Annotated in this window: 26 protein-coding genes; 13 read left to right on the plus strand and 13 right to left on the minus strand. The window is 64.1% G+C overall.

Going from position 1 to position 26,563, the window contains the following annotated elements:
* Positions 1-156 precede the first annotated feature (156 nt).
* The 4 genes from ACTYOL_RS03235 (at position 157) to ACTYOL_RS03250 (ending at position 6,172) form a co-directional block, all read left to right on the plus strand.
* Complete coding sequence (locus ACTYOL_RS03235) at positions 157-2,145, plus strand: sensor histidine kinase (RefSeq protein WP_444757533.1); 1,989 nt, start codon at positions 157-159, stop codon at positions 2,143-2,145.
* Positions 2,146-2,244: 99 nt separating this feature from the next.
* Positions 2,245-3,888: an acyl-CoA dehydrogenase family protein gene (locus tag ACTYOL_RS03240; RefSeq protein WP_444757534.1), complete on the plus strand. Its 1,644-nt coding sequence runs from the start codon at positions 2,245-2,247 to the stop codon at positions 3,886-3,888.
* 145 nt (positions 3,889-4,033) lie between these two features.
* Entirely contained in the window at positions 4,034-5,536 is a 1,503-nt protein-coding gene (gene amn, locus ACTYOL_RS03245) for an AMP nucleosidase (RefSeq protein WP_200603684.1), read from the plus strand.
* Between the two features lie 6 nt (positions 5,537-5,542).
* On the plus strand, positions 5,543-6,172 hold the full coding sequence (locus ACTYOL_RS03250) for a pseudouridine synthase (RefSeq protein ID WP_054892833.1): 630 nt from the start codon (positions 5,543-5,545) through the stop codon (positions 6,170-6,172).
* Positions 6,173-6,200: 28 nt separating this feature from the next.
* Here the strand turns inward: ACTYOL_RS03250 and ACTYOL_RS03255 are convergent, their stop codons facing one another.
* Positions 6,201-6,404, minus strand: a complete 204-nt coding sequence (locus ACTYOL_RS03255) for a DUF2788 domain-containing protein (protein WP_013974331.1) — start codon at positions 6,402-6,404, stop codon at positions 6,201-6,203.
* 54 nt (positions 6,405-6,458) lie between these two features.
* The gene (locus ACTYOL_RS03260) at positions 6,459-6,935 is read right to left on the minus strand and encodes an Lrp/AsnC family transcriptional regulator (RefSeq protein WP_016712159.1); all 477 of its coding nucleotides are present in this window, start codon (positions 6,933-6,935) and stop codon (positions 6,459-6,461) included.
* Positions 6,936-7,339: 404 nt separating this feature from the next.
* On the opposite strand from ACTYOL_RS03260, the gene ACTYOL_RS03265 reads away from it, so the two are divergent.
* On the plus strand, positions 7,340-8,179 hold the full coding sequence (locus ACTYOL_RS03265) for a DUF6515 family protein (protein WP_197892074.1): 840 nt from the start codon (positions 7,340-7,342) through the stop codon (positions 8,177-8,179).
* 42 nt (positions 8,180-8,221) lie between these two features.
* Here ACTYOL_RS03265 and ACTYOL_RS03270 read toward each other — a convergent pair whose 3' ends face one another.
* Both ACTYOL_RS03270 and ACTYOL_RS03275 read right to left on the minus strand, forming a co-directional pair.
* Positions 8,222-9,091, minus strand: coding sequence for a cation diffusion facilitator family transporter (locus ACTYOL_RS03270; RefSeq protein ID WP_153774467.1), 870 nt, complete (start codon positions 9,089-9,091; stop codon positions 8,222-8,224).
* A 25-nt stretch (positions 9,092-9,116) separates the two neighbouring features.
* Positions 9,117-9,536 (minus strand): hypothetical protein, encoded by a 420-nt coding sequence (locus tag ACTYOL_RS03275; protein ID WP_054892836.1) that lies wholly within the window; start codon positions 9,534-9,536, stop codon positions 9,117-9,119.
* A 119-nt stretch (positions 9,537-9,655) separates the two neighbouring features.
* On the opposite strand from ACTYOL_RS03275, the gene hrpB reads away from it, so the two are divergent.
* Positions 9,656-12,190 carry an ATP-dependent helicase HrpB gene (hrpB, locus tag ACTYOL_RS03280; protein WP_444757535.1) on the plus strand — a complete coding sequence of 845 codons (2,535 nt, stop codon included), beginning with the start codon at positions 9,656-9,658 and terminating at the stop codon, positions 12,188-12,190.
* Between the two features lie 26 nt (positions 12,191-12,216).
* Here hrpB and ACTYOL_RS03285 read toward each other — a convergent pair whose 3' ends face one another.
* The 3 genes from ACTYOL_RS03285 to ACTYOL_RS03295 all read right to left on the minus strand — a co-directional run bounded on the left by ACTYOL_RS03285 (position 12,217) and on the right by ACTYOL_RS03295 (position 14,476).
* Positions 12,217-12,768 carry a hypothetical protein gene (locus tag ACTYOL_RS03285; RefSeq protein WP_197892076.1) on the minus strand — a complete coding sequence of 184 codons (552 nt, stop codon included), beginning with the start codon at positions 12,766-12,768 and terminating at the stop codon, positions 12,217-12,219.
* A gap of 233 nt (positions 12,769-13,001) precedes the next feature.
* Positions 13,002-13,508, minus strand: coding sequence for a hypothetical protein (locus ACTYOL_RS03290; RefSeq protein ID WP_197892077.1), 507 nt, complete (start codon positions 13,506-13,508; stop codon positions 13,002-13,004).
* 194 nt (positions 13,509-13,702) lie between these two features.
* Positions 13,703-14,476, minus strand: a complete 774-nt coding sequence (locus ACTYOL_RS03295; RefSeq protein ID WP_444757536.1) for an alpha/beta hydrolase — start codon at positions 14,474-14,476, stop codon at positions 13,703-13,705.
* 104 nt (positions 14,477-14,580) lie between these two features.
* Here ACTYOL_RS03295 and ACTYOL_RS03300 point away from each other — a divergent pair, with 104 nt between their 5' ends.
* Both ACTYOL_RS03300 and ACTYOL_RS03305 read left to right on the plus strand, forming a co-directional pair.
* Positions 14,581-16,017, plus strand: coding sequence for an HD domain-containing phosphohydrolase (locus ACTYOL_RS03300; protein WP_153774471.1), 1,437 nt, complete (start codon positions 14,581-14,583; stop codon positions 16,015-16,017).
* 117 nt (positions 16,018-16,134) lie between these two features.
* Positions 16,135-16,683, plus strand: coding sequence for a hypothetical protein (locus ACTYOL_RS03305; RefSeq protein WP_153774472.1), 549 nt, complete (start codon positions 16,135-16,137; stop codon positions 16,681-16,683).
* A gap of 134 nt (positions 16,684-16,817) precedes the next feature.
* On the opposite strand, the gene ACTYOL_RS03310 is transcribed toward ACTYOL_RS03305, so the two are convergent.
* Positions 16,818-17,309: a hypothetical protein gene (locus ACTYOL_RS03310; protein WP_153774473.1), complete on the minus strand. Its 492-nt coding sequence runs from the start codon at positions 17,307-17,309 to the stop codon at positions 16,818-16,820.
* Positions 17,310-17,429: 120 nt separating this feature from the next.
* A complete protein-coding gene (locus ACTYOL_RS03315; protein ID WP_153774474.1) occupies positions 17,430-18,098 on the minus strand; it encodes a YciC family protein in 669 nt (222 codons plus the stop codon).
* A 151-nt stretch (positions 18,099-18,249) separates the two neighbouring features.
* Between ACTYOL_RS03315 and ACTYOL_RS03320 the strand changes: the two genes are divergently transcribed.
* Together ACTYOL_RS03320 and ACTYOL_RS03325 are read left to right on the plus strand one after the other, a co-directional pair.
* The gene (locus ACTYOL_RS03320; RefSeq protein WP_444757537.1) at positions 18,250-18,987 is read left to right on the plus strand and encodes a DUF2076 domain-containing protein; all 738 of its coding nucleotides are present in this window, start codon (positions 18,250-18,252) and stop codon (positions 18,985-18,987) included.
* Positions 18,988-19,058: 71 nt separating this feature from the next.
* Complete coding sequence (locus ACTYOL_RS03325) at positions 19,059-19,538, plus strand: LabA-like NYN domain-containing protein (protein ID WP_054892845.1); 480 nt, start codon at positions 19,059-19,061, stop codon at positions 19,536-19,538.
* Positions 19,539-19,548: 10 nt separating this feature from the next.
* Here ACTYOL_RS03325 and ACTYOL_RS03330 read toward each other — a convergent pair whose 3' ends face one another.
* Positions 19,549-20,007: an Lrp/AsnC family transcriptional regulator gene (locus ACTYOL_RS03330; RefSeq protein ID WP_054892846.1), complete on the minus strand. Its 459-nt coding sequence runs from the start codon at positions 20,005-20,007 to the stop codon at positions 19,549-19,551.
* 155 nt (positions 20,008-20,162) lie between these two features.
* Between ACTYOL_RS03330 and yedA the strand changes: the two genes are divergently transcribed.
* Together yedA and ACTYOL_RS03340 are read left to right on the plus strand one after the other, a co-directional pair.
* Entirely contained in the window at positions 20,163-21,059 is an 897-nt protein-coding gene (gene yedA / locus ACTYOL_RS03335; RefSeq protein ID WP_054892847.1) for a drug/metabolite exporter YedA, read from the plus strand.
* A 104-nt stretch (positions 21,060-21,163) separates the two neighbouring features.
* Positions 21,164-22,489, plus strand: coding sequence for a DEAD/DEAH box helicase (locus ACTYOL_RS03340; protein ID WP_125930844.1), 1,326 nt, complete (start codon positions 21,164-21,166; stop codon positions 22,487-22,489).
* Between the two features lie 232 nt (positions 22,490-22,721).
* Here ACTYOL_RS03340 and ACTYOL_RS03345 read toward each other — a convergent pair whose 3' ends face one another.
* The 3 genes from ACTYOL_RS03345 to ACTYOL_RS03355 all read right to left on the minus strand — a co-directional run bounded on the left by ACTYOL_RS03345 (position 22,722) and on the right by ACTYOL_RS03355 (position 25,799).
* On the minus strand, positions 22,722-23,975 hold the full coding sequence (locus ACTYOL_RS03345; RefSeq protein WP_200603679.1) for a TIGR03862 family flavoprotein: 1,254 nt from the start codon (positions 23,973-23,975) through the stop codon (positions 22,722-22,724).
* A 148-nt stretch (positions 23,976-24,123) separates the two neighbouring features.
* A complete protein-coding gene (locus ACTYOL_RS03350) occupies positions 24,124-25,038 on the minus strand; it encodes a histone deacetylase family protein (RefSeq protein WP_197892081.1) in 915 nt (304 codons plus the stop codon).
* Between the two features lie 71 nt (positions 25,039-25,109).
* Positions 25,110-25,799 carry a histidine phosphatase family protein gene (locus tag ACTYOL_RS03355; RefSeq protein ID WP_063542652.1) on the minus strand — a complete coding sequence of 230 codons (690 nt, stop codon included), beginning with the start codon at positions 25,797-25,799 and terminating at the stop codon, positions 25,110-25,112.
* 192 nt (positions 25,800-25,991) lie between these two features.
* On the opposite strand from ACTYOL_RS03355, the gene ACTYOL_RS03360 reads away from it, so the two are divergent.
* Positions 25,992-26,561, plus strand: a complete 570-nt coding sequence (locus ACTYOL_RS03360; RefSeq protein WP_054892852.1) for a GNAT family N-acetyltransferase — start codon at positions 25,992-25,994, stop codon at positions 26,559-26,561.
* Positions 26,562-26,563 lie beyond the last annotated feature (2 nt).

Genomic DNA, 26,563 nt, shown 5'->3' on the forward strand with positions numbered 1-26,563 from the left:
AGAGCGCTTTATGGCAAATTGACAGTGGCTGCTGGACGGCTCCCAAGGCTATGCTAGAGTGCTCGGATAACTCTATTAACGGCGCTGCCGGGTTTCGTCGTCTCAAAGGGATGGGAGGCAATCACGACGCAACCGCGCAGACCATGCTGGGGCTGTATGCGCTATTTGCTGATTGTGCTCTTGGGCTGCCTGCCCCTGCTCGCCGGAGCGGTCGATTTCGACGATGCTACCCGGCAACTCCCCTTGGGCAAGCTGATGCAGGTCTACGAAGACGTGGATGGCAGCGCCAGCATCGACCAGGTCAGCGCGCCAGCGTTCGCCTCGCGCTTTCGCACGCACACCCAGGACGTACTCAATGCCGGCTACTCGACGTCGGTGTTCTGGCTGAAACTCGACCTGCGTCCTGTCGGTCTGCCAGCAGCCGCGCCCCGCCAATGGTTGCTGGAACTGGCCTACCCTCCGTTGGATCACCTGGAACTCTACCTGCCTGACGGGGAGGGCAAATGGCGCCTGGCGCAACGCACCGGCGATGCCTTGCCCTACGCCAGTCGGCAGATCCGGCAGAACAACTACCTGTTCGAGCTGCCTTTGCCCCGCGAGCAGACCACCACGGTCTACCTGCGCCTGCACAGCCAGGGATCGGTGCAGGCGCCGCTGACCCTCTGGTCGGCCGAGGCCTACATCGAGTCGCAGCCGGGGCGCTTCTACGTACTGGGCATGATCTACGGCGTACTGCTGGTGATGCTGGTCTACAACCTGTTCATCTATCTGAGCGTGCGCGATGTCAGCTATCTCTACTACATCCTTTATATAGGTGCGTTCGGCCTGTATCAGATCTCGGTGAACGGTGCCGGGGTCGCTTACTTCTGGCCTGACAGCCCCTGGTGGACCAACGCCGCCACGCCATTGTTCATCGGTGCGGCCGGTCTGTTCGGCTGCCAGTTCACCCGCCACTTCCTGCAGGTGCGTCGCCTCAGCCCGGGGTTCGACCGTCTGTTGTTGCTGTTGATGGCCTGGGGTGTGCTGGTGATGCTGCTGGCCGTAAGCTTCTCCTATGGCGTGGCGCTGCGCATGGCCACGGCGTTGGCGCTGACCTTCACGGTGAGTGTGTTTGCTGTCGGTGTGATGGCCTGGCGGCGTGGCGTGCGCGTTGCGCGCTGGTTCGTCATTGCCTGGACGGCGTTTCTGCTCGGCGGGCTGGTCAATACGGTGATGGTGCTGGGCTACCTGCCCAATGTGTTCCTGACCATGTACGCCAGCCAGATCGGCGCGGCACTGGAAGTAGCGCTGCTGTCGCTGGCCCTGGCCGATCGCATCAACCGCCTGCGCGAGGAACAGTCGCGGGCGTTGCGTGACAGCGGCCGAAAACTCGAGCAGCTCAATCAGCAACTGGCGCGCAGCAATCGACTCAAGGATGAATTCCTCGCCACCGTCACCCATGAGCTGCGCACACCGATGAACGGCGTGATCGGTTCGCTGGAACTGATGCAGACCCTGCCCATGGGCGCCGAGCAGGCGCAATATCACCGCACGGCCGTGGGTTCGGCACAGGACATGATGGCGATGGTCGACGACATCCTGATCCTCACCGAACTCCAGGCGGGCCGTCTGCGCGCTCACGGCGCACCGTTCAGCCTTCGGCGACTGTTGCAGGAGCTGCGGGCAGGGTATGCCGGGCAGGCACTGGGCAAGGGGTTGTACCTGAGCCTGGACGTGCCTGCGGACCTGCCCGACAGCCTGGTGTGCGATGCGCAAAAGCTTGCTCGCTGCCTCGCCTGCCTGGTGGACAACGGGTTGAAATTCACCCATCAGGGCGGTGTGATGATCCAGGCCCGCGGTCGCCGGATCGGCCCCGACAGCCTGGCGCTGAGTGTGACGGTCAGCGACAGCGGCATCGGTTTCGACGATCTGGACCAGGCCATCCTGTACCAGCGCTTTTTCCAGGTCGATGGTTCCATGACCCGGCGCTATGGCGGCCTGGGTATCGGCTTGTCTATCTGTCGCCAGTTGGGCGAGCTCATCGGCGCGCGCCTGTCCCATGAGTCGACGCGTGGCCTGGGCAGCCGCTTCGAACTGGCGATGACGGTGGCCGTGGCCCAGGTGCAGGCCCCTGCCGGGCGAATGGCTTCCGGGCCTGGGGCTTAGTAGGTCGGGTCGCCAGAATCGGCGCTTTTGCCACTTTGACTCATGGGTAATGAGTGCTTCACTGGACCTTCCAGGCCAGTTCGGATCCAGGAGCCGCCCATGAACCTGCACCAGTACGCCGAAACCCACGAAGTCACCAACCAGCCGCCGCCGCTCGACGGCGCCAATCTGTACCGCCTCGATGTCCCGCTGCAGGAATGGTCGAGGCGTTTCGGGGCGGGATGGGCCGAGGCACGGATCGATGCCTATGGTGCCTTGGCGGGCGGGCCGCTGATGGCTGCAGGGTTCCTGGCCAATGCCCACAAACCCGAATTCAGCAGCCACGACCGTTATGGGCACCGCATCGACCTGGTGACCTTCCATCCGGCCTACCACGAGCTGATGCGCACTGCGGTCGAGCACGGCCTGCCCTCGTTGCCGTGGGCGGAGCCGCGCGCTGGCGCCCATGTGGCCCGGGCCTCGATGACCTACCTGCATAGCCAGGCCGAAGCCGGCACCGGCTGCCCCTTGACCATGACCTTTGCCGCCGTGCCGGCGCTGCGCCTGCAGCCGGAGCTGGCCGAATACTGGCTACCCAAGGTACTGGCGCGTGAGTACGATCCGCGCAACATCGGTGACCGGCACAAGGCCGGGGTGACCATTGGCATGGCCATGACCGAGAAGCAGGGCGGCACCGACGTGCGTGCCAACACCACCCGCGCCTATCCGATCGGCACGCCCGGACCGGGGCAGGCCTACGAGCTGGTGGGGCACAAATGGTTTTGTTCGGCGCCGATGTGCGATGCCTTCCTGACCTTGGCGCAGACCGAAAAAGGCCTGAGTTGCTTCCTGCTGCCGCGCCATCGACCGGACGATCAGCGCAACCAGTTCTACATCCAGCGCTTGAAGAACAAACTGGGCAATGTATCGAACGCTTCCAGCGAGGTCGAGTTTCGGGGTGCCCTGGCCTGGATGATCGGTGAGGAGGGGCGCGGCGTGCCGACCATCATCGAGATGGTGGCCATGACCCGCTTCGACTGCATGGTCGGCTCCAGTGCCTTGATGCGCCAGGCCCTGACCCAGGCCACTCATCACTGCGCGCACCGCAAGGTCGGCGGCAAGCTGCTCAACGAGCAACCCCTGATGCAGAACGTGCTCGCTGATTTGACGCTGGAAAGCGAAGCAGCGTTGGCCCTGAGTCTGCGCATGGGCCAGGCGCTGGATCAGCTCGACGATCCGCAGCAGGCGCATTTCGCCCGTCTGGTCACGGCGGTGGGCAAGTACTGGATCTGCAAGCGTGCCCCGGCGATGATCAACGAAGCGGCCGAATGCCTGGGCGGCGCCGGTTATGTCGAGGACAGCATCCTGCCACGGCTGTACCGCGAGGCGCCGGTCAACTCCACCTGGGAGGGCTCGGGCAATGTGCAGTGCCTGGATGTGCTGCGTGCGCTGTCCAAGGAGCCGGGCGTGCTCGAGGCCCTGTTCGTCGAGCTGGGGGATGGCCATGGCGATCCGCGGCTGGCCGCGCACATCGGCAACCTCAAGGGTGCATTCGCCGACACCAGCGACATCCAGTACCGGGCACGCCAGTTGACCGAGGACATCGCCGTGGCGATTCAGGCCAAGCTGCTGCTCGAGGCGGGCAATGCCACGGTGAGCGATGCATTTATCGGCAGTCGGCTGGGCACGGGCGGCCGGGTGTATGGCGCGTTGCCGCGTGGCGTCGATGCCCAGGCCTTGGTGGCGCGCGCCACGCCGCTCTGATCGCGTTGGCCCCTTCGCGGGTAAACCCGCTCCCACACGTTCACCGCTGGTTTCAAATACAGCGCAGCACCTGTGGCAGCGGGTTTACCCGCGAAGGGGTCGCCATTTACCACCGGGGGTGTTTTTAACGCCGAAGGCAGGCAAGATGGAAACCCTGCATGCCCTCGAAGACAGGAAGCCCAGCGTGAGCCAAGCGTTTGTAGTCGTTGATACCCCCGAACAGGCCGTCGATCGTCTGGCGGCCCTGCATGAACAGGCCACCGGGGCCCTCAGCCAGGCCCTCAAGCGTTACCTCAAGGACCGCACCGAGCCGGACGAAGACCAGCGCGCCCAGTTCCGCTATCCGGCCCTGCGCCTCACCTACTACAGCCAGGGCGAAGTTGCCGCCACCACGCGCGCCTATGCCAAGGTGCAGGTCGCCGGGACCTACAGCGTCACCGTCACCCAGCCGGCCGCCTTCCGCGGTTATCTGCTGGAGCAGCTACGCCCGTTGATGAGCGACTACACCGTGACGGTGGAAGTGGGTGTCAGCGAGCAGAACATCCCGTATCCCTATGTGGTCGACCAGGGCGACGAACTGGCCGGCAGCGGCATCACCGCCGCGCAGTTGGCACGGGTGTTCCCCAGCACCGACCTGTCTGCCGCCACCGACAATATCGCCGATGGGCTATACGACTGGGAAAGCGCCGAGACGCTGCCACTGGCGCTGTTCGACGCCGCCCGCGTGGACTTTTCGCTGCGTCGCCTGGTGCACTACACCGGCAGTGACTGGCGCCACATGCAGCCGTGGATCCTGCTGACCAACTACCACCGTTATGTCGACCAGTTCATCGCCCATGGCCTCGAGCAGTTGCGCCAGGATCCGCGCTTCGTGCGCATGGTGCTGCCGGGCAATGTCGTGATCGAGAAGGGCATGGACAACGGCGAGGCCCAGGCACTGGTGGCTGGCGTGGTCTGGCATCGCTACCAGATGCCGGCCTACCACCTGATCGCCGCCGACGGTGATGGCATCACCCTGGTCAACATCGGTGTCGGCCCGTCCAACGCCAAGAACATCACCGACCACCTGGCCGTTCTGCGTCCGCACTGCTGGCTGATGATCGGCCACTGTGGCGGCCTGCGTCAGTCGCAGACCATCGGCGACTACGTGCTGGCCCACGCCTACATGCGTCGCGACGGCATCCTCGATCGCGTGGTGCCGCCGAACATCCCGATCCCGGCCCTGGCCGAGGTGCAGCTGGCGCTGCAGGAAGCGGCGGCGCAGGTGACCGGCGAGCGCGGCGAGCAACTGAAAAAGCGTCTGCGTACCGGCACCGTGCTTACCTACGACGACCGCAACTGGGAGCTGCGCTGGGCCCAGGAGCGCCCGCTGATCAACCTTTCGCGCGCCGTGGCGGTGGACATGGAGAGCGGCACCATCGCGGCACAGGGTTATCGCCTGCGTGTGCCCTACGGCACCTTGCTGTGCGTTTCCGACAAGCCACTGCACAGCGAGATCAAACTGCCGGGCTCGGCGAACGCCTTCTACAACCGTGCGGTCAGCCAGCATCTGAAGATCGGCATCGCTGCCCTCGACCTGCTGCGCACCGAGCTCAACTCGCTGCACTCGCGTAAACTGCGCAGCTTCGATGAGCCGCCGTTCCGCTGAGGATCCATGCCCCTGCCACCCCGCTCCAAACCGCGCCGCCCGGCGGCGCGTCCTTCCGGCCCGCGTCGCCCGCCCAAGGCGCCGCCGGCCGAGCCTCGCCTGATCCTGTTCAACAAGCCCTTCGATGTGCTGACCCAGTTCAGCGACGACCAGGGGCGCGCCACGCTCAAGGACTTCATCGATATCCCGGGCATCTACCCCGCGGGGCGTCTGGACCGTGACAGCGAGGGGCTGCTGCTGCTGACCAACGACGGCGGTTTGCAGGCGCGCATTGCCGACCCGAAGCACAAATTGCCCAAGACCTATTGGGTGCAGGTCGAAGGCGAGCCGAGCGAAGAGCAGTTGCAGCGTTTGCGCGATGGAGTCGAACTCAACGACGGCAAGACGCTGCCAGCCGAGGCACGTCTTCTGGAGGAGCCAGCGCTTTGGCCGCGCAACCCGCCGGTACGCTTTCGCAAGAGCATTCCCACCCATTGGCTGGAACTGGTGATCCGCGAAGGGCGCAACCGCCAGGTGCGACGGATGACGGCGGCGGTGGGGCTACCGACCTTGCGTCTGGTGCGGGTCCGGATCGGTGACTGGAGCCTCGATGGGCTGGAGCAGGGCTGCTGGCGCGAGGTGCCGGCACGGCTATAGGGCTGCTCTGGCGCAATCGCGGGCTGTGCTACACCCCTTCGAGAAACCCCACCACCACGCTCTTGATGATGAAGGCCAGCACCCCCAACCCCAGCACGAAGAACAGGATCAGCGTGCCGAAGCGCCCGGCCTTGGATTTTTTCGCCAGGTCCCAGACGATGAAGCCCATGAACCCGATCAGCACGGTGACCAGGATGATCATCATCCATTCTTCGAAAACGGCGGGATCCATCTTTAAAGCTCCAGGCAGTCTGAAGACCCGATCATACGCCGGGTATCGCAGGTTTTAACGGAGGTGGGTCAATGGCATCTCGGTACTGGCCAGTACCTGGTTGAGCACGAAGCTCGAACGCACGCTGGTGACGCCTTCGATACGGGTCAGGCTGCCGAGCAATAATTTCTGATAGTGGTCCATGTCCGGTACCACCACCTTGAGCTGGTAGTCGGCGTCCATCCCAGTCACCAGGCTGCACTCGAGCACCTGGGGCAGGTTGCGAATGGCGGCTTCGAAGGTTTCGAAACGCTCGGGGGTGTGGCGGTCCATGCCGATCAGCACGTAGGCGGTGAGGCTCAGGCCGAGCTTCTTGCGGTCCAGCAGGGCCACCTGGCGCGAGATATAGCCGTCGTCTTCGAGCTGCTTGACCCGCCGGGAGCAGGGCGAGGGGGACAGGCCGATACGCTCGGCCAGTTCCTGGTTGGAAATGCGTGCATCGCGCTGCAATTCGGCAAGAATGCTCAGGTCGTAGCGGTCGAGCTTGCTCATCAAGAATGCCTTTTCTGTTCAGATTGCGGCGAATTATCAATCCTGAGTGAAAAATTGCGCAAGTGCTATTTATCAGAGCAATCTTCGCAATCCTCTGCCGCACCCATTCCTCTATCTTTATCAACAGAATCACTGCCCGGACTCAAGTCCACGGCGACGCGCCCTAGGCGGGCGGTCGCGGCCAGCCATCCAACCGGATCGCCTGGCCCCCGGGCTGCACAGCGTCCAGAAGACACTGTGAGGTGAGCCGACGTCACAAGCGTCGAGCACGGACGACAATTCCTGAAGGGAGGCCAATGGCCTCCCTTTTTTATTGCTCGTGTGCCTGGGGGGATTTCATCTGCCTGCCCCTGCCTCAGGTTAGACTGCTGCCATCAAGCGCTGTGGTTATCGAGAGGACGAGCATGAGGTCACGCATCTGGCAGTGGGCGGGTGTTGGTTTGCTGGGCATGGGCATCAGCCTCGGGGCGCTGGCCCAGGGGCCGGGCGACGGGCGTGGCTGGGGTGGCCAGCAGGAGCCCAACGGTCCAGCCCAAGGTAGCTCGCCACTCAACTCCCGTGACGAAGTGCGCCAGACCCAGCCACCGCGCCAGGGCTACTATCAGGACATTCCGCGCCGCAACGGCGATATCCGCCACTGGGAGGCGGGCGGCCCTGGCCAGCGCCCGGGCGGTGACTGGCGGGGCCGACCCGACGGCCATGGCAATGGCTGGGGGCCGGGGCCGCAATACCGCCCTGGCTACACCACGGACCGTTTCCCGGACCGTTACTGGAAAGTGCCTTACCGCGGTCAGGACTACTTCTATTCAGGCGGCTACTGGTACCGCCCGCATAGCGGCGGCTACATCGTGGTGCGCCCGCCGTATGGCGTGCGGGTGAACTACCTGCCTCCCTACGCCCAGGAAGTGTGGTTGAGCGGATTACTCTACTTCCTGGTAGCCGATACCTACTACCAGTATCAGCCCGACAGCCAGGAGTACGTGGTGGTCAATCCGTCCGCCCCGGCGTATGCACCGCAACCCCAGCCTCAGACGGACAATGGCTATGACGTCGTCGCCTATCCGGCGAACGGACAGGGCCCGGAGCAGCAGGAGCAGGATCGTTACCAATGCCATCGCTGGGCCGTCAGCCAGTCCGGGTTCGATCCGGCCACGGCCACCTATGCGCCACCGGCCAATGTAGCCAACGGCTATCGCCGCTCGCTGGCAGCGTGCCTGAGCGGTCGGGGGTACAGCGTCAACTGAGGGGCGAGGCTCAGGGGAGGCAGAGCAAATGTGCTCTCGCCGCTAGACAGGATCGGCGTGCACCATGACATCTGCGCGCGGATAACGCTCGCGGATCGCCTCCGATGCCTTTACGCACAGGGCATGGGCTTCATGCAGCGGCAGTGCGCCGGGCAGTTCCAGGTGCAACTGGACGAACCAATGGCTGCCTGACACCCGGGTACGCAGGTCGTGCACCCCCTTGACGCCGGGAATGGCCAGGGCCAGTTCCTGCATGCGTTCGCCAATGTCGGCGGGCAGCTCCTGGTCCATGAGGATCGAGGTACTCTCGCGGGCAATCTGCAGGGCGCTCCAGAGGATGTACAGCGCGATCCCCAGGCCGAACAGCGCATCCAGTTGTGGCCAGCCAAAGCCGGCCAGCAGCAGGGCGAGCAGGATGCTGCCGTTGAGCAGCAGGTCGGAGCGGTAATGCAGCGAGTCGGCACGTACCGCAGTGGAGCCGGTGATGCGGATGACCTTGCGCTGGAATGCCAGCAGCGCCACGGTCAACGCCAGCGACAGCAGCATCACCGCAATGCCCGCGCCCGTGTCGCCCAGCGGCTGTGGCGTCTGCAGGCGCTCCACCGCCTGGAATCCGATCAATACCGCACTGACCGCAATGAACAGCGCCTGGGCCATACCGGCCAGGGCCTCGGCCTTGCCGTGGCCGAAGCGGTGATCGTCGTCGGCCGGGCGCAGGGCGTAATGCACCGCCAGCAGGTTGAGGAAGGAGGCGACGGCATCGAGCGCCGAATCGGTCAGGCCCGCGAGCAGGCTCACCGAGCCGCTCAGCCACCAGGCAATGGCCTTGGCCAGGACGAGAATGCTGGCTACCGTCAGCGAAGCACGGGTGGCCAGGCGCAGCAGGCGTTGATGTTCGGCGGTGGCAGTCATGCGTGGCGTGTCATTCCGGTGTCGCTCAGGCGGCCGGGACCAGGCCGAAGGCGGCCAGCTGTTCAACGCTGCCACGGTGCTGGATCAGCCGCGGATCGTTCAGGGGCAGGCGCTGGCCCAGTTCGCTTTCGAGAATAGCCTGCAGCTTGAGATTATCGATCTTGCCATCGGCATCGACCGCAGGCTTGAGCTTGGCCGGGTCGACCTGGGCGGTCTTGCCGCCAGGGTAGTAGATGGCGCCAGTGGCGAAGTCGACACCGAAGGCAATCAGGCCTGGGATGACGTAGAAGAGGATGCCGATTGCGTCCATGACGGCGACTACCGGATCGATCTTGCCTTCGATCTGGCCGCGACGGTCGGGATAGAGGATGGTGCCGCAGGCCGTCAGTTGGGTCAGCAGGGCAGCGATGAGGGCGCCACCGATGACGCGGGAATGGATGCGCATGTGAATCTCCGGAAAGGTGACTGCAGGAGGTCGGGCAAAAACGTCCGCACCTGATGCTCAGACCATGACGAAGCGGTCTCGGTTCGCCGTTATACTCGCTCGCCAGCTTGAGGACCACCATGAATTCTTTACCGATCGATGCTGTCTTGCCCGCCCTGCGTCAGGCCCTGGCCGAACGCCACGAAGCCGTGCTCGAGGCACCGCCTGGCGCGGGCAAGACGACCCGTGTGCCCTTGGCGCTGCTCGACGAGCCATGGCTGGCCGGACAGCGTATCGTCATGCTCGAGCCGCGTCGTCTCGCGGCCCGCGCTGCCGCCGAGCGCATGGCCAGCGAGTTGGGGGAAAAGGTCGGCGAGACGGTCGGCTATCGCATCCGGCTGGACAGCAAGGTCGGGCCGGATACCCGCATCGAAGTGGTCACCGAAGGCATCCTCACCCGCCGCCTGCAGGCCGATCCGGCGTTGGAGGGCGTGGGGCTGGTGATCTTCGATGAATTCCACCTGAGAAACCTCGATGCTGACCTTGCGTTGGCGCTCACGCTCAATGGTCGTGAACTGTTCCGGGACGATACGGCGCTCAAAGTGCTGCTCATGTCGGCGACCCTCGAGGGAGAAAGGCTGTCGCGCCTCCTGAATGACGCTCCGATCATCACCAGCGAGGGGCGGATGTTCCCGGTCACGACGATCTGGGGCAAGCCGCAGCAAGCCGGCGAGTACATCGAGCCGCGAGTGATCAGCACCTGTCTCGATGCGCTGGCCGAGCAATCGGGAAGCCTGCTGGTGTTCCTGCCGGGCCAGGCTGAAATCCGTCGCGTCCTGACAGGGCTTCAGGACAGCCTCGATGCCTCCCCATCCCTGAAGCGCAATACGTTGCTTTGCCCGTTGCATGGAGAGCTCGACCTGAACCAGCAACGGGCCGCGATCGACCCAGCGCCACCGGGGATGCGCAAAGTGGTGCTGGCCACCAACATTGCCGAGACCAGCGTCACCATCGATGGCGTGCGGGTGGTCATCGATGCCGGGCTTGAGCGTGTTCCGCGCTTCGACCCACGCAGCGGCATGACTCGTCTGGATACCCAGCGGATCTCCAGGGCCAGCGCTACCCAGCGGGCAGGGCGTGCCGGGCGGCTGGAGCCCGGCGTTTGCTATCGCTTGTGGTCCGAAGCGCAGCACGATCAGATGGCAGGCTTCGCCACCGCCGAAATCCAGCAGGCGGACCTGACCGGGCTGGCGCTGCAGTTGGCCAAGTGGGGTGTCCAGCCGAATGAGCTGGCGTGGCTCGATGCACCCCCTGCGGCTGCGTACGCACAGGCCAACGACTTGCTGCGCCGCCTTGGCGCGCTCCAGGCGGACGGGCAACTGACCCGGCACGGTCAGGCGATGGCCGAGCTGCCGAGCCATCCTCGAATTGCCCATCTTCTGCTGCGAGGTCACGAGCTGGGGCTGGCCGAGACCGCGTGCACTATCGCGGCCTTGCTGGGAGAGCGGGATATACAGCGTGGCGCGGGCGCTGACCTGCACAGCCGGCTGGCCATTCTCAGCGGTGAGCAACGTGCCCAGCGCGGTGAGCAGGGAGGCGCCCAGCGCGCCAGGCAACTTTCCAGGCAGTATCGATCCTACCTGCGTGGTCCTGTGTCGCGAGCCGTCGCCGATCCTCATCATCCACGTTGGGTGGGCTGCCTGCTCGCGCTGGCTTATCCCGACCGTGTCGCCCAGCAGCGACGTGATGGCGGGACCGAATATCGCCTGGCCAATGGCCGGGCAGCGATGTTCACCGAGCCGGACGCCTTGATGAAGCACACCTGGCTGGCCATCGCGGACCTGGGCAGCCGACAGGGCCAGCGGGAGGAGCGGATCTATCTGGCCGCCGACCTCGACGCGGCGCTGTTCGACAACGTCCTGAAAGAGCAGGTCCGTACGGTGGACGCGCTCGACTGGGATGAGCGAGAGGGCGCCCTGCGCGCCGAACGACAAACCAAGGTTGGCGAGCTCGTGCTGTCGCGCATGCCCCTGGCGTCTCTGAGCGATGAGGCACGCGTGCAGGCGCTGCTCGACTATGTTCGACGCAAAGGCCTGGAGCTTCTGCCCTGGACGCCTGATCTTCGTCAGTGGCAGGCACGGGTGGAGCTGCTGCGGGTACTGGATGAGGAAGCGGGTGTCGTCGGCCAATGGCCCGACCTGCGGGATGAGACGTTGCTGCAATCATTGGACGAATGGTTGGGCCCTTATGTCGGCAAGGTGGCCCGGCTCAGCCATTTCGCCCTGCTCGATCTGTCTTCGATCCTGCGCAATCTCCTGCCCTGGCCGCTGCCGCAGCAACTGGATGCCCAGGCACCCCAGACGATGGCGGTACCCTCAGGATCCAGTATTCGTATCGACTACAGCGAGCGCCCACCCGTGCTTGCCGTTCGACTTCAGGAGTTGTTCGGGCAGGCCGACACGCCACGCATTGCCAACGGCAGGCAAGTGCTCAAGCTGCACCTACTGTCCCCAGCCCGGCGCCCGGTCCAGGTGACCCAGGACCTGGCGAACTTCTGGCGCTCGACCTACCTCGAGGTGAAGAAGGATTTGAAGGGCAGGTATCCCAAGCATTTCTGGCCAGATGACCCTTTGGTCGCGCAGGCCACTGCCCGCGCCAAACCAAGGGGTACTTGAGCTAGGCGACGATGCGTTGAGGCGTTTCAATACACGTGTAGCCAGGACGTGCCTTCAACCATACCCGGCACATCCACCTTATGGATCACGAACTCGGCAGGTTGGGTGTCTTGAATGCTCAGATAGTGCATCTTGTGCCCCTCGATTTCCGTATGTTCGCTACAGACTCCTACGCGAATGCCGCGATGGTCTCTAAGATGGCAGCGCATGTAGCCGTCTGCCCAATCCAGTAGCTCGATCTTCCAGGGATAGGTTGTGCTGTTGTAGTCATAAAGTCCCAGATAACCATTTTTGCTGAAGCCCAGGTGTCCAAGGTTGTCGCCGTAACCTGTGGCCATCAGCTTGAACCAGAGGCGGTCGGGCGTTTTGGAAAGGAACTTCATCGAAAACAAGGGTGATTGACCCATGCCGCCCGCTTGAAGCCAGTTCGCTTCGTTGAATACACCCCAAGCAAGGTGTTCGTTGGGGCGGCTGAAGCGTAACGGCACCTTTTCTTCGTTTTGCAACAGGTAGATTCTGGCGTTGAAGTCTTCGATGGTGGGGGCGGCAAGAACTGCCTTGATTTCTTCATTGATCATGGGTCTTTAATCTCCTGCGGAGTTGGGGGCGTGTCCGGAACGGATACACACCTTCGACTCTGCAGTTGCTTCACCGATAGCAGCAGCGTGAAAGCGTTCCTATAACGGTGAAGCATGTCGCGCAGGTCACTGACTCGCCCAGCTCGACCTGCCGTCGATCCTGCGCAATTTGCTGCCCTGGCAGCTACCCCGTGCATCGCCCTGGGCCGTCAGCCGTTCGACCCCCTCAGGTATCAGTGCGCGATGCGCTCAACCAGGAAGGTCAGGGGATTGCCCATCTGGACATTCATGTAACTGAACCGCGCCGAAGCTTCCGGGGCTTCGCTGCGGGCTTTGACCTGATGGCCAAGATGATCTCGCCAGCGGCACAACAGACTGTCCTGGCCCCACTGCAGGGGCTCAAGCTTGAAATAGTCCACGACCGAGGCATAGCGGTAGAACCCCAGGTAGCCATTGCGGCTGACGCCGAGCTTCTTGTCCTGATGCTCGGCGTTGCCCATGATCATGAAGTTCAGGCGGTTGGGCGTTGTGGAATGAAGCAGGAAACGCATTACGCAGGCAGGATGCTCGTTCCCCGCAACCAGCCAATCGCTTTGTCCGCCGATGCTTGCTCCCTCGGCGTCGGTAAACAGGCTGGGATAGAGGGCTCTACGGCGCCCGGAAGGGTCAATCGCATGAATCCTGCCGAGAAATACCTGTGCGTTCAGGGCCCAGTTGGAGGTTTCGGGGGTGTCTGTCATTGAGGTGCTCCGCAATAGGATGGCGCCAGCCTGCGCGTGGTCGGGTCATGGCGCGTTCGAGTCAGATTCGTTGCGGGCATCAGTCTGGATAGCTGGAGCCAAGGGCGGGAGAGCGAAGGCTTTCCCGACCTTGCACGGCTCCAGCCCAGTGGGTGTCACCGACGGCGGGCGGAGGTGTCCGGCCCGCCCATCGTTCAGCGGGTGCTGGCGACCTTGTCGACGGCCTTGATGATCACCTTTGCCACCTCTGCAGGCTGCGATTGCTGGGGTACGTGGCTGGTGCCCAGCTCGGTGGTCTGTGCGCCCAGCTTCTTGGCGAAGGCGCGTTGCAGGCCTGGGTCGATCATGCGGTCCTGACCTGCAACCACGTACCAGGACGGTTTGCTGCTCCAGGCAGCAGCGCTGGTGCGGTCCTCGAAGGCCGAGGCGCGGATCGGGCCCTGGGTGGCGGTCATGATGTCGGTCTGGGCCTTGGGCAGGTCCTGGGCGAAATCGGTGGCCATGCCTTGGGGCGTCAGGTACAGGTAGCCGTTGCCGTCGGCCGCGATCTGGCTGATGCCGGGTGGGGTCGGGTAGCCCTGGCCCAGGTCCTTGCTGGCCTGGCCGGCATCGGGTGCGAATGCCGCCACATAGACCAGCCCGCGGACGTGGGCGTCGGTACCTGCCTGGCTGATCACCGTGCCGCCCCAGGAGTGGCCGACCAGGACCACGTCCCCTTGCTGGTTGTTCAGCACGCGCCGGGTCGCGGCGACGTCCTCGGCCAGCGAGGTCAGCGGGTTCTGCACCACCGTGACCTTGATGCCCTGGGCCTGCAGCAGCGGCACGACCTTGGCCCAGTCCGAGCCGTCGGCGAAGGCACCGTGGACGATGACCACCGACGGCTTGGCGGTGTCGGCGAAGCTGCTGCCGATGGTCAAGATCGAGGCAGTCATTGCTATTGCGGTGGCAAGCGTTTTGAATCGGAACATGGCGCGGTCTCCTGTGAGTGATGGCTGTATTCTCGGTAGGATCTGCCTGCACGGGTATCGGTCGAATGACCGAGCCTCCAACTCACCCGAATTGTGGACCGCTCATGCCTGTTGCCGACTGCATCCCCCTGGAAGACGCCATCCTCGCCTTGTCGATGGTGGGTGACCTGAGCATGGGCCAGCCTATCGATCAGTCGCGCCGCACGGCGCAGCTGGCGCGCAGGCTCGCGCACGCCTGCATGGGCGAGGGCGACCACCTGCAGGTGGCCGCTGATGTCGCACTGTTACGCTGGTCCGGGTGCACTGCCAATGCCGAAGATTTCACCCGCCTGCTCGGGGACGACGTGGGGGGGCGTCAAGCCATGCTCGCGCAGACCCTCGACGCCGCCGGGCAGCGGGCGATGCTGCAGACCGGGCCGCTGGCGCGCGTGCACTGCGAGGTGGCTGGCGAGGTTGCAGTTGCTCTTGGACTGGGCGCGCCAGTGGAGCAGGGGCTGCGGCACGTGTTCGAGCATTTCGACGGTAGCGGTCGTCCATCCGGCCTGCGTCATCCACAGGTGCCTGAGGTGGTCTATCAGGTGGTGCTGGCAGGTGACCTGGAGATCCTTTCGCGAGCGCGGGGTCTCGAGGCTGCGCTGGCCTGGATCGAGGGGCAGGCCGACCAGCGGTACCCGCGCAGCCTGGTGAGGGAGCTGCGGTGTCAGGCGGCGGACTGGTTGCATGACTTGCAGGAGGCTGAACAAGCGACGGCCTCGAATACAGCTTGCTCCGATGTGCCTTTGACCCTGGTCGCCGATGTCATCGACCTCAAGCTGACCTGGCTTGCGGGCTATTCGCGTGGTGCGGCTGCGCTGGTGCATGACGCCGCCGGGCTGATGGGCATGTCGGCGGCGCTGCAGGACGTGCTGAGGCAGGCTGCGCTGGTGCATGGCATCGGCCGCGCCGCGGTGCCGAACCGGGTATGGAACCTGCCAGGAACATTGCTTGAAGGCGACCGCGAGCAGATTCGCCTGGTGCCCTACTGGACTCAGCGCGCTTGCGCGCAGGTACCGACATTGCAGCGTGCGGGCAGGCTTGCCGCACACGCCTACGAGCGTCTCGATGGCAGTGGTTATTTTCGTGGCGTGGAGGGTGATGCCCTCGCGCCGGAGCAGCGCTTGCTGGCCGTGGCGCTCGCCTGGCAGGCGCTGCGGGCCGAGCGTCCATGGCGAGCGGCGCTTGGTCAGCAGGAGGCCGAGCAGTTGCTCAGGCAGGAGGCGCAACAGGGGCGCTTCGACCTGCAGTGTTGTGAAGCCGTGTTCGCTGCCGCGCGCGGGGAGCGCAAGCTGCCGGCAGCCAAAGGGGGCGGTGGACTGTTGAGTGAACGCGAAAGCGAGGTGCTGCGCCAGATCAGCCTGGGTCACAGCAACAAGGAGGTCGCGCGGTTGCTGGGCATCAGTCCCAGTACTGTGCGCACCCATGTCGAGAGTACCTTCCGCAAGCTCGAATGCACCACGCGCGCTGCAGCCACCTTGAAAGCCCTGACGCTTGGCTTGATCTGACACAAGGCAAAGCGCGTTTGCTGGAAGCATTACAGCCTTATGGGCGCGACCGGTTTACCAAGAAAGTGACAGCGCTGAAGACTTCAGCCATCTGACATCAATGCTTGGGAGAAACCGGTGAAAAATATCGAAAAAGTGACCAACGACGACTTAATGTCGTTCAGCAATCTGACACTCGTGAACTGCACCCTGGATGTGATCCACAACGGCGTCACCTATCCCGTTGTGCTGAGTCAGCGGGAAGACTATGCCAACCAGTTCGATTCCACGCTTTGGGATTGGCTGGTGCTGGGAAATCGCAATGCGGTATTCGACGATGCCCGCAGGATCTTCAAGTTCAAGTTTCACAAACAGGAGCCCAACCGGATTTACTACCACATCTGGGGCACCTCGGACCGAAGCGCGAAGAAGATCGCGCGCAGTGACAAAGGTTATCTGGGGATGTATGTCAGCGCCGATGCCAAGAACCCCTGGAAGCTGCAACCGCTGGAGTGGGATGGAAAGCGGCTGCGTTGCTTCCTGCGTGACCACGATGGCAACAGGGCCACCGTTGGCGAGTACCCTGAGTCGGCTGGGCGATACGTTGGTGCTGCGGGCGGATATGTCGACCACCTGAACACGTTCGCTGAAGGGGTGAGCGAGTTTTTCGTGACGCCTGTCGGGTAAGCATCAGGGCAATCGTGCCGTGGGACGGTGATCAGTGGAGTCGCTGAGGTATGACTCCACGTATCACGGCTGCAGTACCCGCGCCGCCGCAACGCTCAAGGCACTGACCCTCGCGTTGTTGTAAGCGCTGGGGTTCAGTTTGTGGGAACCACGAGGAACTCGGCGTCGTTCCCTTCGTAGGTGTTCAGGAAGTGGTAGGTGAAGTTATCGAAATGGGGGTCGTCCTGCCAGGTCTTCACGCCATGCCCTTCGTGATCACGCAAGCGGCAGACCCAGCCATTGGGCGCGTGCCGCAACGGTTCGAGTTTCCAGTAGTCGGTCACCTCGCTGACCTGATAGAGCCCGAGATAGCCGCCGACGCTTCGCCCAAGCCTGCTGAATCCGCTCGACCTGCTGATCATGTAGTGCAGGCGGTCTTCGGTCTTGGAATGAAACTCGAAGTCCAGAATCAGGGAAGGTTGGTCACCTCCCGCCTGCAGCCAGTCGTCCCCCGGAACTACGCCCCAGGTGAATTTATCCGTCGTTTTGCTCCGCCTGATCGGGACGAGCACGTCCCCCTTCATCCAGAAGAGCGTGGCTTTGAAGTCACGCTGTAGCTCGGTTGCGGAATCTGTTGTCATACCCATTGCATGCAGCTCCTGAGGGTGGCCCGCGACTGTCGGGCGTCGTTCAGGAGTGTCGATGCAATACGTTGGGCAGGGCACCGCGAACGCTTTCCAGAGCGTTGCCGTCATCCCGCACAGCTTTCAGTTTCCCGCAGCGGCGCCGGCCTCGCTCTCCAACAGCATGAACAAGCGGTACAGCACCACACTGCTGAACAACTGCAGGAAGCCACTGAGGCTGTCCAGCACCAGTTGCGCGCCTGGCTGCGGCTCTGGGAAGGCCATCAGCAGCAGGCCATCGAGCAGCCATAGCGGTGCGAGCACCGACAGCACGCAGATCAGGATGCGCATGAAGTGCCCGGTGGTCATGCGTGCGCTCTCGCGCATCGACTGCATGACGGGTAGGCCACGCAGGACCAGCAGGTACTCGGCGAACACCAGGTTGATCATGATCCATACGCCCGGGAAGATGAACAGCGCCAGGCCCGCCATGATCAGCAGCGAGCTGATCAGGATCAGCAGGGCCAGCGCCGGCCACAACTGCACGGCGCGAGCGAACAGGTTGCGCTTGCTGATCTGTTGGCCGTTGCTGCGGGTATCCAGGTAGAGGATCAGCGCGGCGCTGTACAGCGGGTAGAACAGCAGGCTGACAAGCATGCCGTAGGCCGGCGAGGCGTCGTCACCCAACTGGCGGTACAGCAATTGGCTGAACAGGGCTTCCAGCACCACCAGCGGCAGGCACAACTGCAGGATGCTGGTGAAGTGGCGGCGGAAGAAGTAGAGAGAGTCGCGCAGGATCGTCAGCGGGTTCATCGGTCTATATCGCAGGAAAAAGCAGTGCGTCACTTTAGCCCAGGAGCGGGCGATGCTGAAAAAAGTTTCATCGGCCCTGTAATTGAATCCTGCCCAGGCACGCCCCATCTTTGACCTTGTCCGATGTTCCGCATGGCCCAAGAGGTAGCCCATGAACACTGAAGAAAAAACCCTGATCGACGGTCTGTTCGGCCGCATCAAGCAGGCCGAGGATCCCCAGCAGCCGCGCGATGCCCAGGCCCAGGCGCGGATCGAGGAGCATCTGCGCCAGCAGCCTGCGGCGCCGTACTACATGGCCCAGGCGATTCTGGTCCAGGAGGCGGCGATCAAGAAGCTCGACGAGCAGAACAAGCAACTCGAGGCCGAGCTCAGACAAGCCCGCGCCCAGGCCCAGCAAGAGGCGCCAAAGGCCAGTGGTGGCTTCCTGTCGAGCATCTTTGGCAGCAGCGCGCGTAGCCCGGAGCCTCAGCGTCCGGTCGCGCCGCCCCCTGCCTCCGGTTCTGGTGGCTGGCGCGAGCCTGCGCCCCAGGCCTATGCCCCACAGCCCCAGGCGCAACCGCAAGGTTTCGCTGCGGCCCCGGCGCGCAGTGGTGCGAGCAGCTTCCTCGGGGGTGCCATGCAGACCGCAGCGGGCGTGGCGGGTGGTGTACTGCTGGCGCAAGGTATCAGCAGCTTGTTCAGTCATAACTCGCAACCCAACGAGGTGGTCGAGGTGATCCGTGAAGAGCCGGCACCGGCCAGCGACAATGGCGGCTGGAATGATCAGGACAACCAGCGCCAGGTTGCCGACAACGACGGTTGGGGCAATGATCAGGGCGGCTTCGTGGACAGCGACTACGACAGCGGCGGCGGTGGTTTCTTCTCGGACGATGACGACACCTTCGTCTGACGCGTCTGGCATAATCGCGGGATTCCCGGGGGCGCACTGCGCCCCTTTCGCCTTTATCCCGGGGCCACCAGGTGAAAAAGATCGCGCTGTTCGCGGATGTGCAGAACCTCTACTACACCGTGCGCCAGGCCCATGGTTGTCACTTCAATTACAGTGCCCTCTGGTCCCAGGTCAGCCGCGATGGCGCCATCGTCGAGGCCGTGGCCTATGCCATCGACCGGGGTGACAGCAAGCAGCAGCAATTTCAGCAGATCCTGCGCAACCTCGGTTTCGAGGTGCGCCTCAAACCCTACATCCAGCGCAGCGACGGCTCGGCCAAGGGGGATTGGGATGTGGGCATCACCCTGGACGTGTATGAGGCCGCCAGCCGGGTCGATCAGGTCGTACTGGCCTCCGGCGATGGTGACTTCGACCAGTTGCTCGAGCGGGTGATGCTGCGCCATGGCGTCGAGACGGTGGTCTACGGCGCGCCAGGGCTCACGGCGCTGTCGTTGATTCGCGCAGCCACGCGCTATGTACCGATCGAGGGTGATTTGCTGCTGCGTCACTGAACGGGCGCACTCACCCCTTCCTGCCGTTGCCCTGCAAGTGATCCAGCGGCACCCGGCGCTCCACCGCGCTGGACAGGATGATCGACGTCTTGCTGAACCCCAGTTGCGACACCTGGTTGATCAGCGCCTCCAGCTCATGCATCGAACCCACTGCCGCCTGCATGATCACGCACGGGTCGCCCGTGACCCGGTGGCATTCGGTGAGCTGGGGGATGCGCGCCAGGGCGTCATAGGCCTGCTGGTTGCCGTGGCTGGCCAGGCGCAGTTCGATGATGCACTGGATCGGCAGGCCGATCTTTTCCAGGTCGACCTTGGCGGCGTAGCCAGTGATCACTCCGCTGGCCTCGAGTTTGGCGACTCGCTCGGCCACCGCAGGCGCCGACAGGTTGACCTGACGGGCGAGCTGGGCATAGGTGGCGCGACCGTCTTCGAGCAGGGCGGCGAGCAGCATGCGATCGTACTTGTCCATGGGTCTCTCGTTGCGAATGTGCAATCAACGGGAAAACAGGCGAATTACCGTTCATTGCAAAGTGTATGGGCCTATTAAACGTGTTTTGTAACTTATGTTTACGGGAGCGCCTTCCTAAACTAAGTCACCCGTAAACGGATTTCGAGTCTTTTGTCATGCCTGCCTCCCGTCGTTTCCCCTGGCTGCTGATCGGCGCCTTCATTGCCCTCTACCTGGTCTGGGGGTCTACCTACCTGGCCATTCGCATCGGTGTCGAATCCTGGCCGCCGTTGCTGATGGCTGGGGTACGTTTTGTCATTGCCGGCAGCCTGTTGTATGGCTTCCTGCGCTGGCGCGGTGTGCCGGCTCCCACCTGGGCGCAATGGCGGGCGGCGGGGGCGATCGGGTTTCTGTTGCTCAGTTGCGGCAACGGTGGCGTGACCCTGGCCGAGCATGCCGGCGTGGCATCGGGCGTTGCAGCGCTGGCGGTGGCCACGGTGCCGTTGTTCACGTTGCTGTTCGGGCTGTTGTTCGGTCATCGCAATTCGCGTCTGGAATGGGCGGGGATTTTCCTCGGGCTTGCCGGTATCGGCTTGCTCAACCTCGGTTCCAACCTGCAGGCCAGCCCCATGGGGGCAGCGTTGATCCTGTTCGCAGCGGCGGCCTGGGCTTTCGGCTCGGTGTGGAGCAAGAACCTGCCCTTGCCCCAGGGCGCCATGGCCAGTGCTGCCGAGATGCTGGTGGGCGGTGCTGCGTTGTTGATCGGCAGCGCCCTGAGCGGTGAGCGCCTGACCCAGATGCCGACGGCGGCGGGTTGGGGGGCACTGGCCTATCTGATTTTCTTCGGCTCGATCGTGGCCTTCAGCTCGTACATGTACCTGCTCAAGCATGTGCGGCCGGCGGCCGCGACCAGCTACGCGTACGTCAACCCGGTGGTGGCGGTATTGCTCGGGATTGCCTTTGCTGGTGAACGGATCGGCGCCGAGGAATGCCTGGCGATGGGCGTGATCGTCGGAGCGGTGGTGTTGATCGGGCTGCCACAGTGGCGGCGCGCGCCACGGCAGGTGGCCTGAGGAGCAGGTGCATCCGTTGTGGGGCAGCGGGCGTCAAAGCCAGCGCAACACCAGGGGGCTTGCGGTAAACTGCCGCCTTCGCTGAACCCCCTGACGGTATCACCATGAATTTCGCCAAACTCGGCCTGATCGAACCCCTGCTGCGCACCCTGCAGCAGCGGGACTATTCCACCCCGACCCCGATTCAGGCCCAGGCCATCCCCGCCGTGCTGGCAGGGCGCGACCTAATGGCCGCAGCCCAGACCGGTACCGGCAAGACCGCCGGTTTCGCCTTGCCGGTGTTGCAACGCCTGGCGCTCGAGGGTGAGAAGGTGGCCAGCAATTCGATCCGCGCGCTGGTGCTGGTGCCAACCCGCGAGCTGGCCGAGCAGGTGCACGCCAATATCCGTGAATACGCCGAGCACCTGCCGTTGAGCACCTACGCGGTGTACGGCGGCGTCAGCCTCAATCCGCAGATGATGCGCCTGCGCCGTGGCGTCGACCTGCTGGTGGCCACGCCGGGCCGCCTGCTTGACCTGTTCCGCCAGAACGCGGTGAAGTTCGGCCAGGTGCAAACCTTGGTGCTCGACGAAGCCGACCGCATGCTCGACCTGGGCTTTGCCGAAGAGCTGCAGGCGGTGTACGCCGCCTTGCCACGCAAGCGCCAGACCTTGCTGTTCTCGGCGACGTTCTCCGACCAGATCCGCATGCTCGCCGGCCTGGCCCTGAACGATCCGCTGAGTATCGAAGTCAGCCCGCGCAACGCCGCCGCCACCACCGTCAAGCAATGGCTGGTGCCGGTAGACAAGAAGCGCAAGGCCGACCTGTTCTGCCACCTGATGCGCAAGCAGCGCTGGAAGCAGGTGCTGGTGTTCGCCAAGACCCGCAACGGCGTCGATCAACTGGTCGAGCGGCTGCTGGCCGAGGGGGTCAATGCCGATGGCATCCATGGCGATCGTCCACAGGCGACCCGTCAGCGGGCGCTGGATACCTTCAAGGCGCGTGAAATCCAGGTGCTGGTGGCGACTGACGTCGCTGCTCGCGGCATCGATATCGACGACCTGCCGCTGGTGGTCAACCTCGACCTGCCGATCGTTGCCGAGGATTACGTGCACCGCATCGGTCGTACCGGGCGAGCGGGTAACAAGGGCGAGGCGATTTCCCTGGTGTGTGCCGACGAGGTGCAACTGCTGTCCGCGATCGAGGTCCTGATCCGCCAGACGTTGCCGCGTCATGAAGAGCCGGACTTCATCCCCGACCACCGGGTGCCGATGACCGATGCCAGCGGCCAGGTGCTGAAAAAGCCGAAAAAGCCCAAGAAACCCAAAGAGAACAGTGCCAAGCGCGGGCTGGGCAAGTGGATGGACAGCTCGGAAGATTCGGCACCGACGGTCAAGCCGGTGCGCAAGGTGCCGAGCTTCAACAGCGGGCCACGCAAGCGCAAACCCTAGTGCAGAGTCTTGTTCAAAAATCTGAAAGCCAGCCCAATCCCTGTGGGAGCGGGTTTACCCGCGAAAAGGACACCGCGCTGCCTGGCACGGGCTACGCCCGTGTTCGCGGGACAAGTCGGAGCGCCGAACCGCCGCTCCCACAGGGGATTGGGTTGGCCTTTAGATTTTGAACAAGACAGCTGCACCCACAGGGATTGGGCTAGCCTTTAGGTTTCGAACAAGAGAGTGGCTCCTACAGGGAGGCCGCCTTACGCTCGGACAACCACTCCAGCGCCGCCCGTCCGGCCCATAGTCCGCTGGCAAAGCACGCCGTCAGCAGGTAGCCCCCGGTCGGTGCTTCCCAGTCCAGCATCTCGCCGGCGCAGAATACTCCGGGTAGTTGCTTGAGCATCAAGCCCTCGTCCATCGCCTCGAAACGCACGCCACCGGCACTGCTGATCGCCTCATCCAGCGGCCGCGTGCGCACCAGTTCGATCGGCAGCGCCTTGATTGCCTGCGCCAGGCGCACGGGGTCGGCAAAGGTGGCCTGGTCGGTCAGCTCGCGCAGCAGCGCGGCTTTCACACCGTCGATGCCGAGCTGCCCATGCAGGTGCTTGGCCATCGAGCGGGAGCCACGGGGCTTGGCCAGGGCCTGAGCGATTTTATCCACAGGGCGATCCGGCAGCAGGTCGAGCAGCAAGGTGGCGCGTCCGTTGCGCTCGATACCGGCGCGGAGCGCCGCCGACCAGGCGTACACCAGGCTGCCTTCCACGCCTTGGGCGGTGAGGATGAACTCGCCCTTGCGCGGGGCACTGCCAGGTACGCTCAGGGCGATGTTTTTCAGGGGCGCGCCGGCGAACTTGTCCTTGAGCAGGTCGCTCCAGGCCTGGACTTCGAAACCACAGTTGCTCGGGCGCAATGGCGAGATATCCACAGCGCGCTCGGCCAGCAGTGGCACCCAGCTGCCGTCCGAGCCCAGGCGCGCCCAACTGCCGCCGCCCAGTGCCAAGACCACGGCAGTGGCCTGTACCAGGCGTTCGCCCTGTGGATAACCGATTCGCAGTGCGCCTTCCGTGTCCCAGCCAAGCCAGCGGTGCCGGGTGTGGATAACCACGCCGGAATCGCGCAGGCGTTTGAGCCAGGCGCGCAGCAGCGGCGCCGCTTTCATGTCCGTGGGGAAGACCCGCCCCGAGGTGCCGACGAAGGTGTCGATGCCCAGGCCGTGGATCCACTGGCGCAGGGCGTCGGCATCGAAATCACGCAGCAGCGCGTCGATGGCTTCGCGGCGTTCGCCATAGCGACCGATGAAGGCTGGGTAGGGTTCGGAGTGGGTGATGTTCATGCCGCCGACGCCCGCCAACAGGAACTTGCGCCCCACCGACGGCATCGCATCGAACACCTCGACCGCCACACCGGCCTGAGCCAGGGCCTCGGCAGCCATCAGGCCGGCGGGGCCGCCGCCGATCACGGCGACGAGGGGAGGGGAGATGGTGTGGGAATCGGTCATGGTGGCGGCAGGCTGTGGAAAAGAGTCGGCATTCTACCCCAGCGGTGCCTGCGCAGATACTGTTCAAAAAATGAACAAATCTTTGCAGGTCAGGCAGTTGAAGGGCTCCAGGGGCTTTCTCGCAGGTTATCCACAAGCGGTTCCACAGTCATTGTGTGTAACCCAGGACCCGCGCCGCGGTGTGATGAAGGATGCCGTGACGCCGAGCCAGCGCCTCGCGGTCCTTGCTGTAACCGCCGCCGATCACCCCGACCACCGGGATATCACGGCCAAGGCACTGGCGCAGTACCGCTTCGTCGCGGGCGGCGACGCCCGCATCGGTCAGTTGCAGATAACCCAGGGCGTCGTCCTTGTGCACGTCGACACCGGCGTCGTACAGCACAAGGTCGGGCTGGTAGAGCGGCAGCAGGTAGTTCAGCGCATCGTTCACCACCTTCAGGTACGCCGTGTCGTCCATGCCGCGCGGCAAAGGGATGTCCCAATCGCTCTGGGCCTTGCGTGCCGGGAAATTCTGCTCGCAGTGCAACGACACGGTGATTGCCTCTGGTGTGTCGTGAAGGATGCGTGCGGTGCCGTCGCCCTGGTGCACGTCGCAATCGAAGATCAGCACGCGGTGTACGCGTCCGGCTGCGAGCAGGTAGTGGCTGATCACCGCCAGGTCGTTGAAGATGCAGAACCCGGCCGGGTGGTCGTAATGGGCGTGGTGGGTGCCGCCGGCCAGGTGGCAGGCGATACCGTGACGCAGGGCCATCTCGGCGGTCAGCAGCGAACCGCCGACGGCGCGCACGGTCCGCCGTGCCAGTGCCTCGCTCCAGGGCAGCCCCAGACGGCGCTGGTCTTCGCGTGAGAGCTCGCCGTTCATGTAGCGCTCGATGTAGGCGCGGTCATGGGCCAGGGCAAGGATGTCGTTGGGGCAGAGTTCGGGGCGCAGCAAGGCCTGGTCGGTGGTCAGCCCGCTGTCGATCAGGTGATCGTGCAGCAGGCGGAACTTGTCCATGGGGAAACGGTGTTCCGGCGGGAACTCGGGGCTGTAGTCTTCGTGGTAGATCAGCGGCAGGGGCATGGGCAGGATCGCAGCTGGAGGCAGCGTTGATCTTGCCAGTGGGCCGGAATGCCACGCAACTCAAACACCCATCAGCGTTGTGCCGAGGCCAGCACCCGTCGCCAGTCCGGCTCGTTCATGCGCCCGAGGATGCGCGCCTTGCCGCTGCCATCGACCGACACGAACAGCGCGCTGGCGTAGCCACTTTCGCGTTCGCCCGGGGCAACCTTGAGCGTGCGCTGGAAGTGATCGACGCAGCCGTTGTGAGTCACCAGCACAAGATTATGCCCTGCACGCTTGTGCGCCATGGCCTGGCCTGCGAAGCCGCTTTCGCAGCCTTCGAGCCAGTCCTCGCTGGTGACCGTGTCGCCGACGATGAAGTGCGCGGTCTGTCGGGTGCGCAGCTTCGGGCTGCTGAGCAGGTCGGCGCCGTCCAGCCCAAGGCGTTGCAACCCTTCTCCGACACGCTGCGCGGCCTGGCTGCCGGAGACGGTGATTCCGGTGGGGTCGTCCAGGCAAGGGCCGGGCGCGCTGTCGCAGCGCTCGGCGTGGCGAATCATCACGATCACGCTGCCTTCGGCCCACTTCTGCAACAGGCCGCTGGCGTTCAATTGTCGTTCATTGCCAAGGTTCACGATGTGCGTCCTCGTTGACGACCACAGCATCAATCCGGCCGCGGCCAGCACCAGGGCGAGGCCGGCGGCCCAAGCCTTGCGCGAACGTCGGTGTCGCTTGCGGCGGGTGGGGAGGGCCAGGTTTTCCAGGATGTCGCTCGACAGCATGCTCGGGCTCCGGCAAGAGAGGGCCGCGCACAGGGCGGCGGCAGGTGATGGCATTCTGTGAAGCGGCCTGTCTGCGCCGAGTGAAGCCGTTGTGAAAATTGCATTGGGCCTGGGGTGCAGGTGAAAAGCGCCCCCGGCGCCTAATCTGTAGACTGCAGGACTGAAAACCTGGAGCCCGCCCCGATGACCCCGATGACCCCGATCCTCAAGCTCGAAAGCGCCCGCCTGGTGTTGCGCCAATGGCATGACGACGATTTGCAGGCGTTCGCCGAGATGTGCGCCGACCCGCAGGTGATGCGCTATTTTCCTGCGCCATTGACGCGTCTGGAGGCCGCCGCGCTGATCGGACGCATCCGTGGTCATTTCAACGAATACGGCTACGGTCTATGGGCATTGGAGCGCATGGACAGTGGTGCCTTCATTGGCCTGACCGGATTGCTCAACGTCAACTTCGACGCACCCTTCGCTCCGGCGGTCGAGATCAGTTGGCGTCTGGCCCGTCGTCACTGGGGCCAGGGCTTTGCCAGCGAGGCGGCCTGGACCTGCCTGCGCTGCGCATTCGCCCAGTTGCGCCTGGATGAGGTGGTGTCGTTCACCACTCAGGACAACGTACCCTCGCAGAAGGTGATGCAGGCGATCGGCATGGTTCAGGACGAGGCAGGCAGCTTCGAACACCCTCGGCTGCCCGAGGGGCACCCGCTGCGCCCGCACGTGCTGTATCGCATCGACCGTCCGCGCTGGGAGCGAACCCTGCATGCCTGAAT

The organism is Pseudomonas sp. A014, from assembly GCF_052378495.1.
Lineage (GTDB): Bacteria > Pseudomonadota > Gammaproteobacteria > Pseudomonadales > Pseudomonadaceae > Aquipseudomonas > Aquipseudomonas machongensis.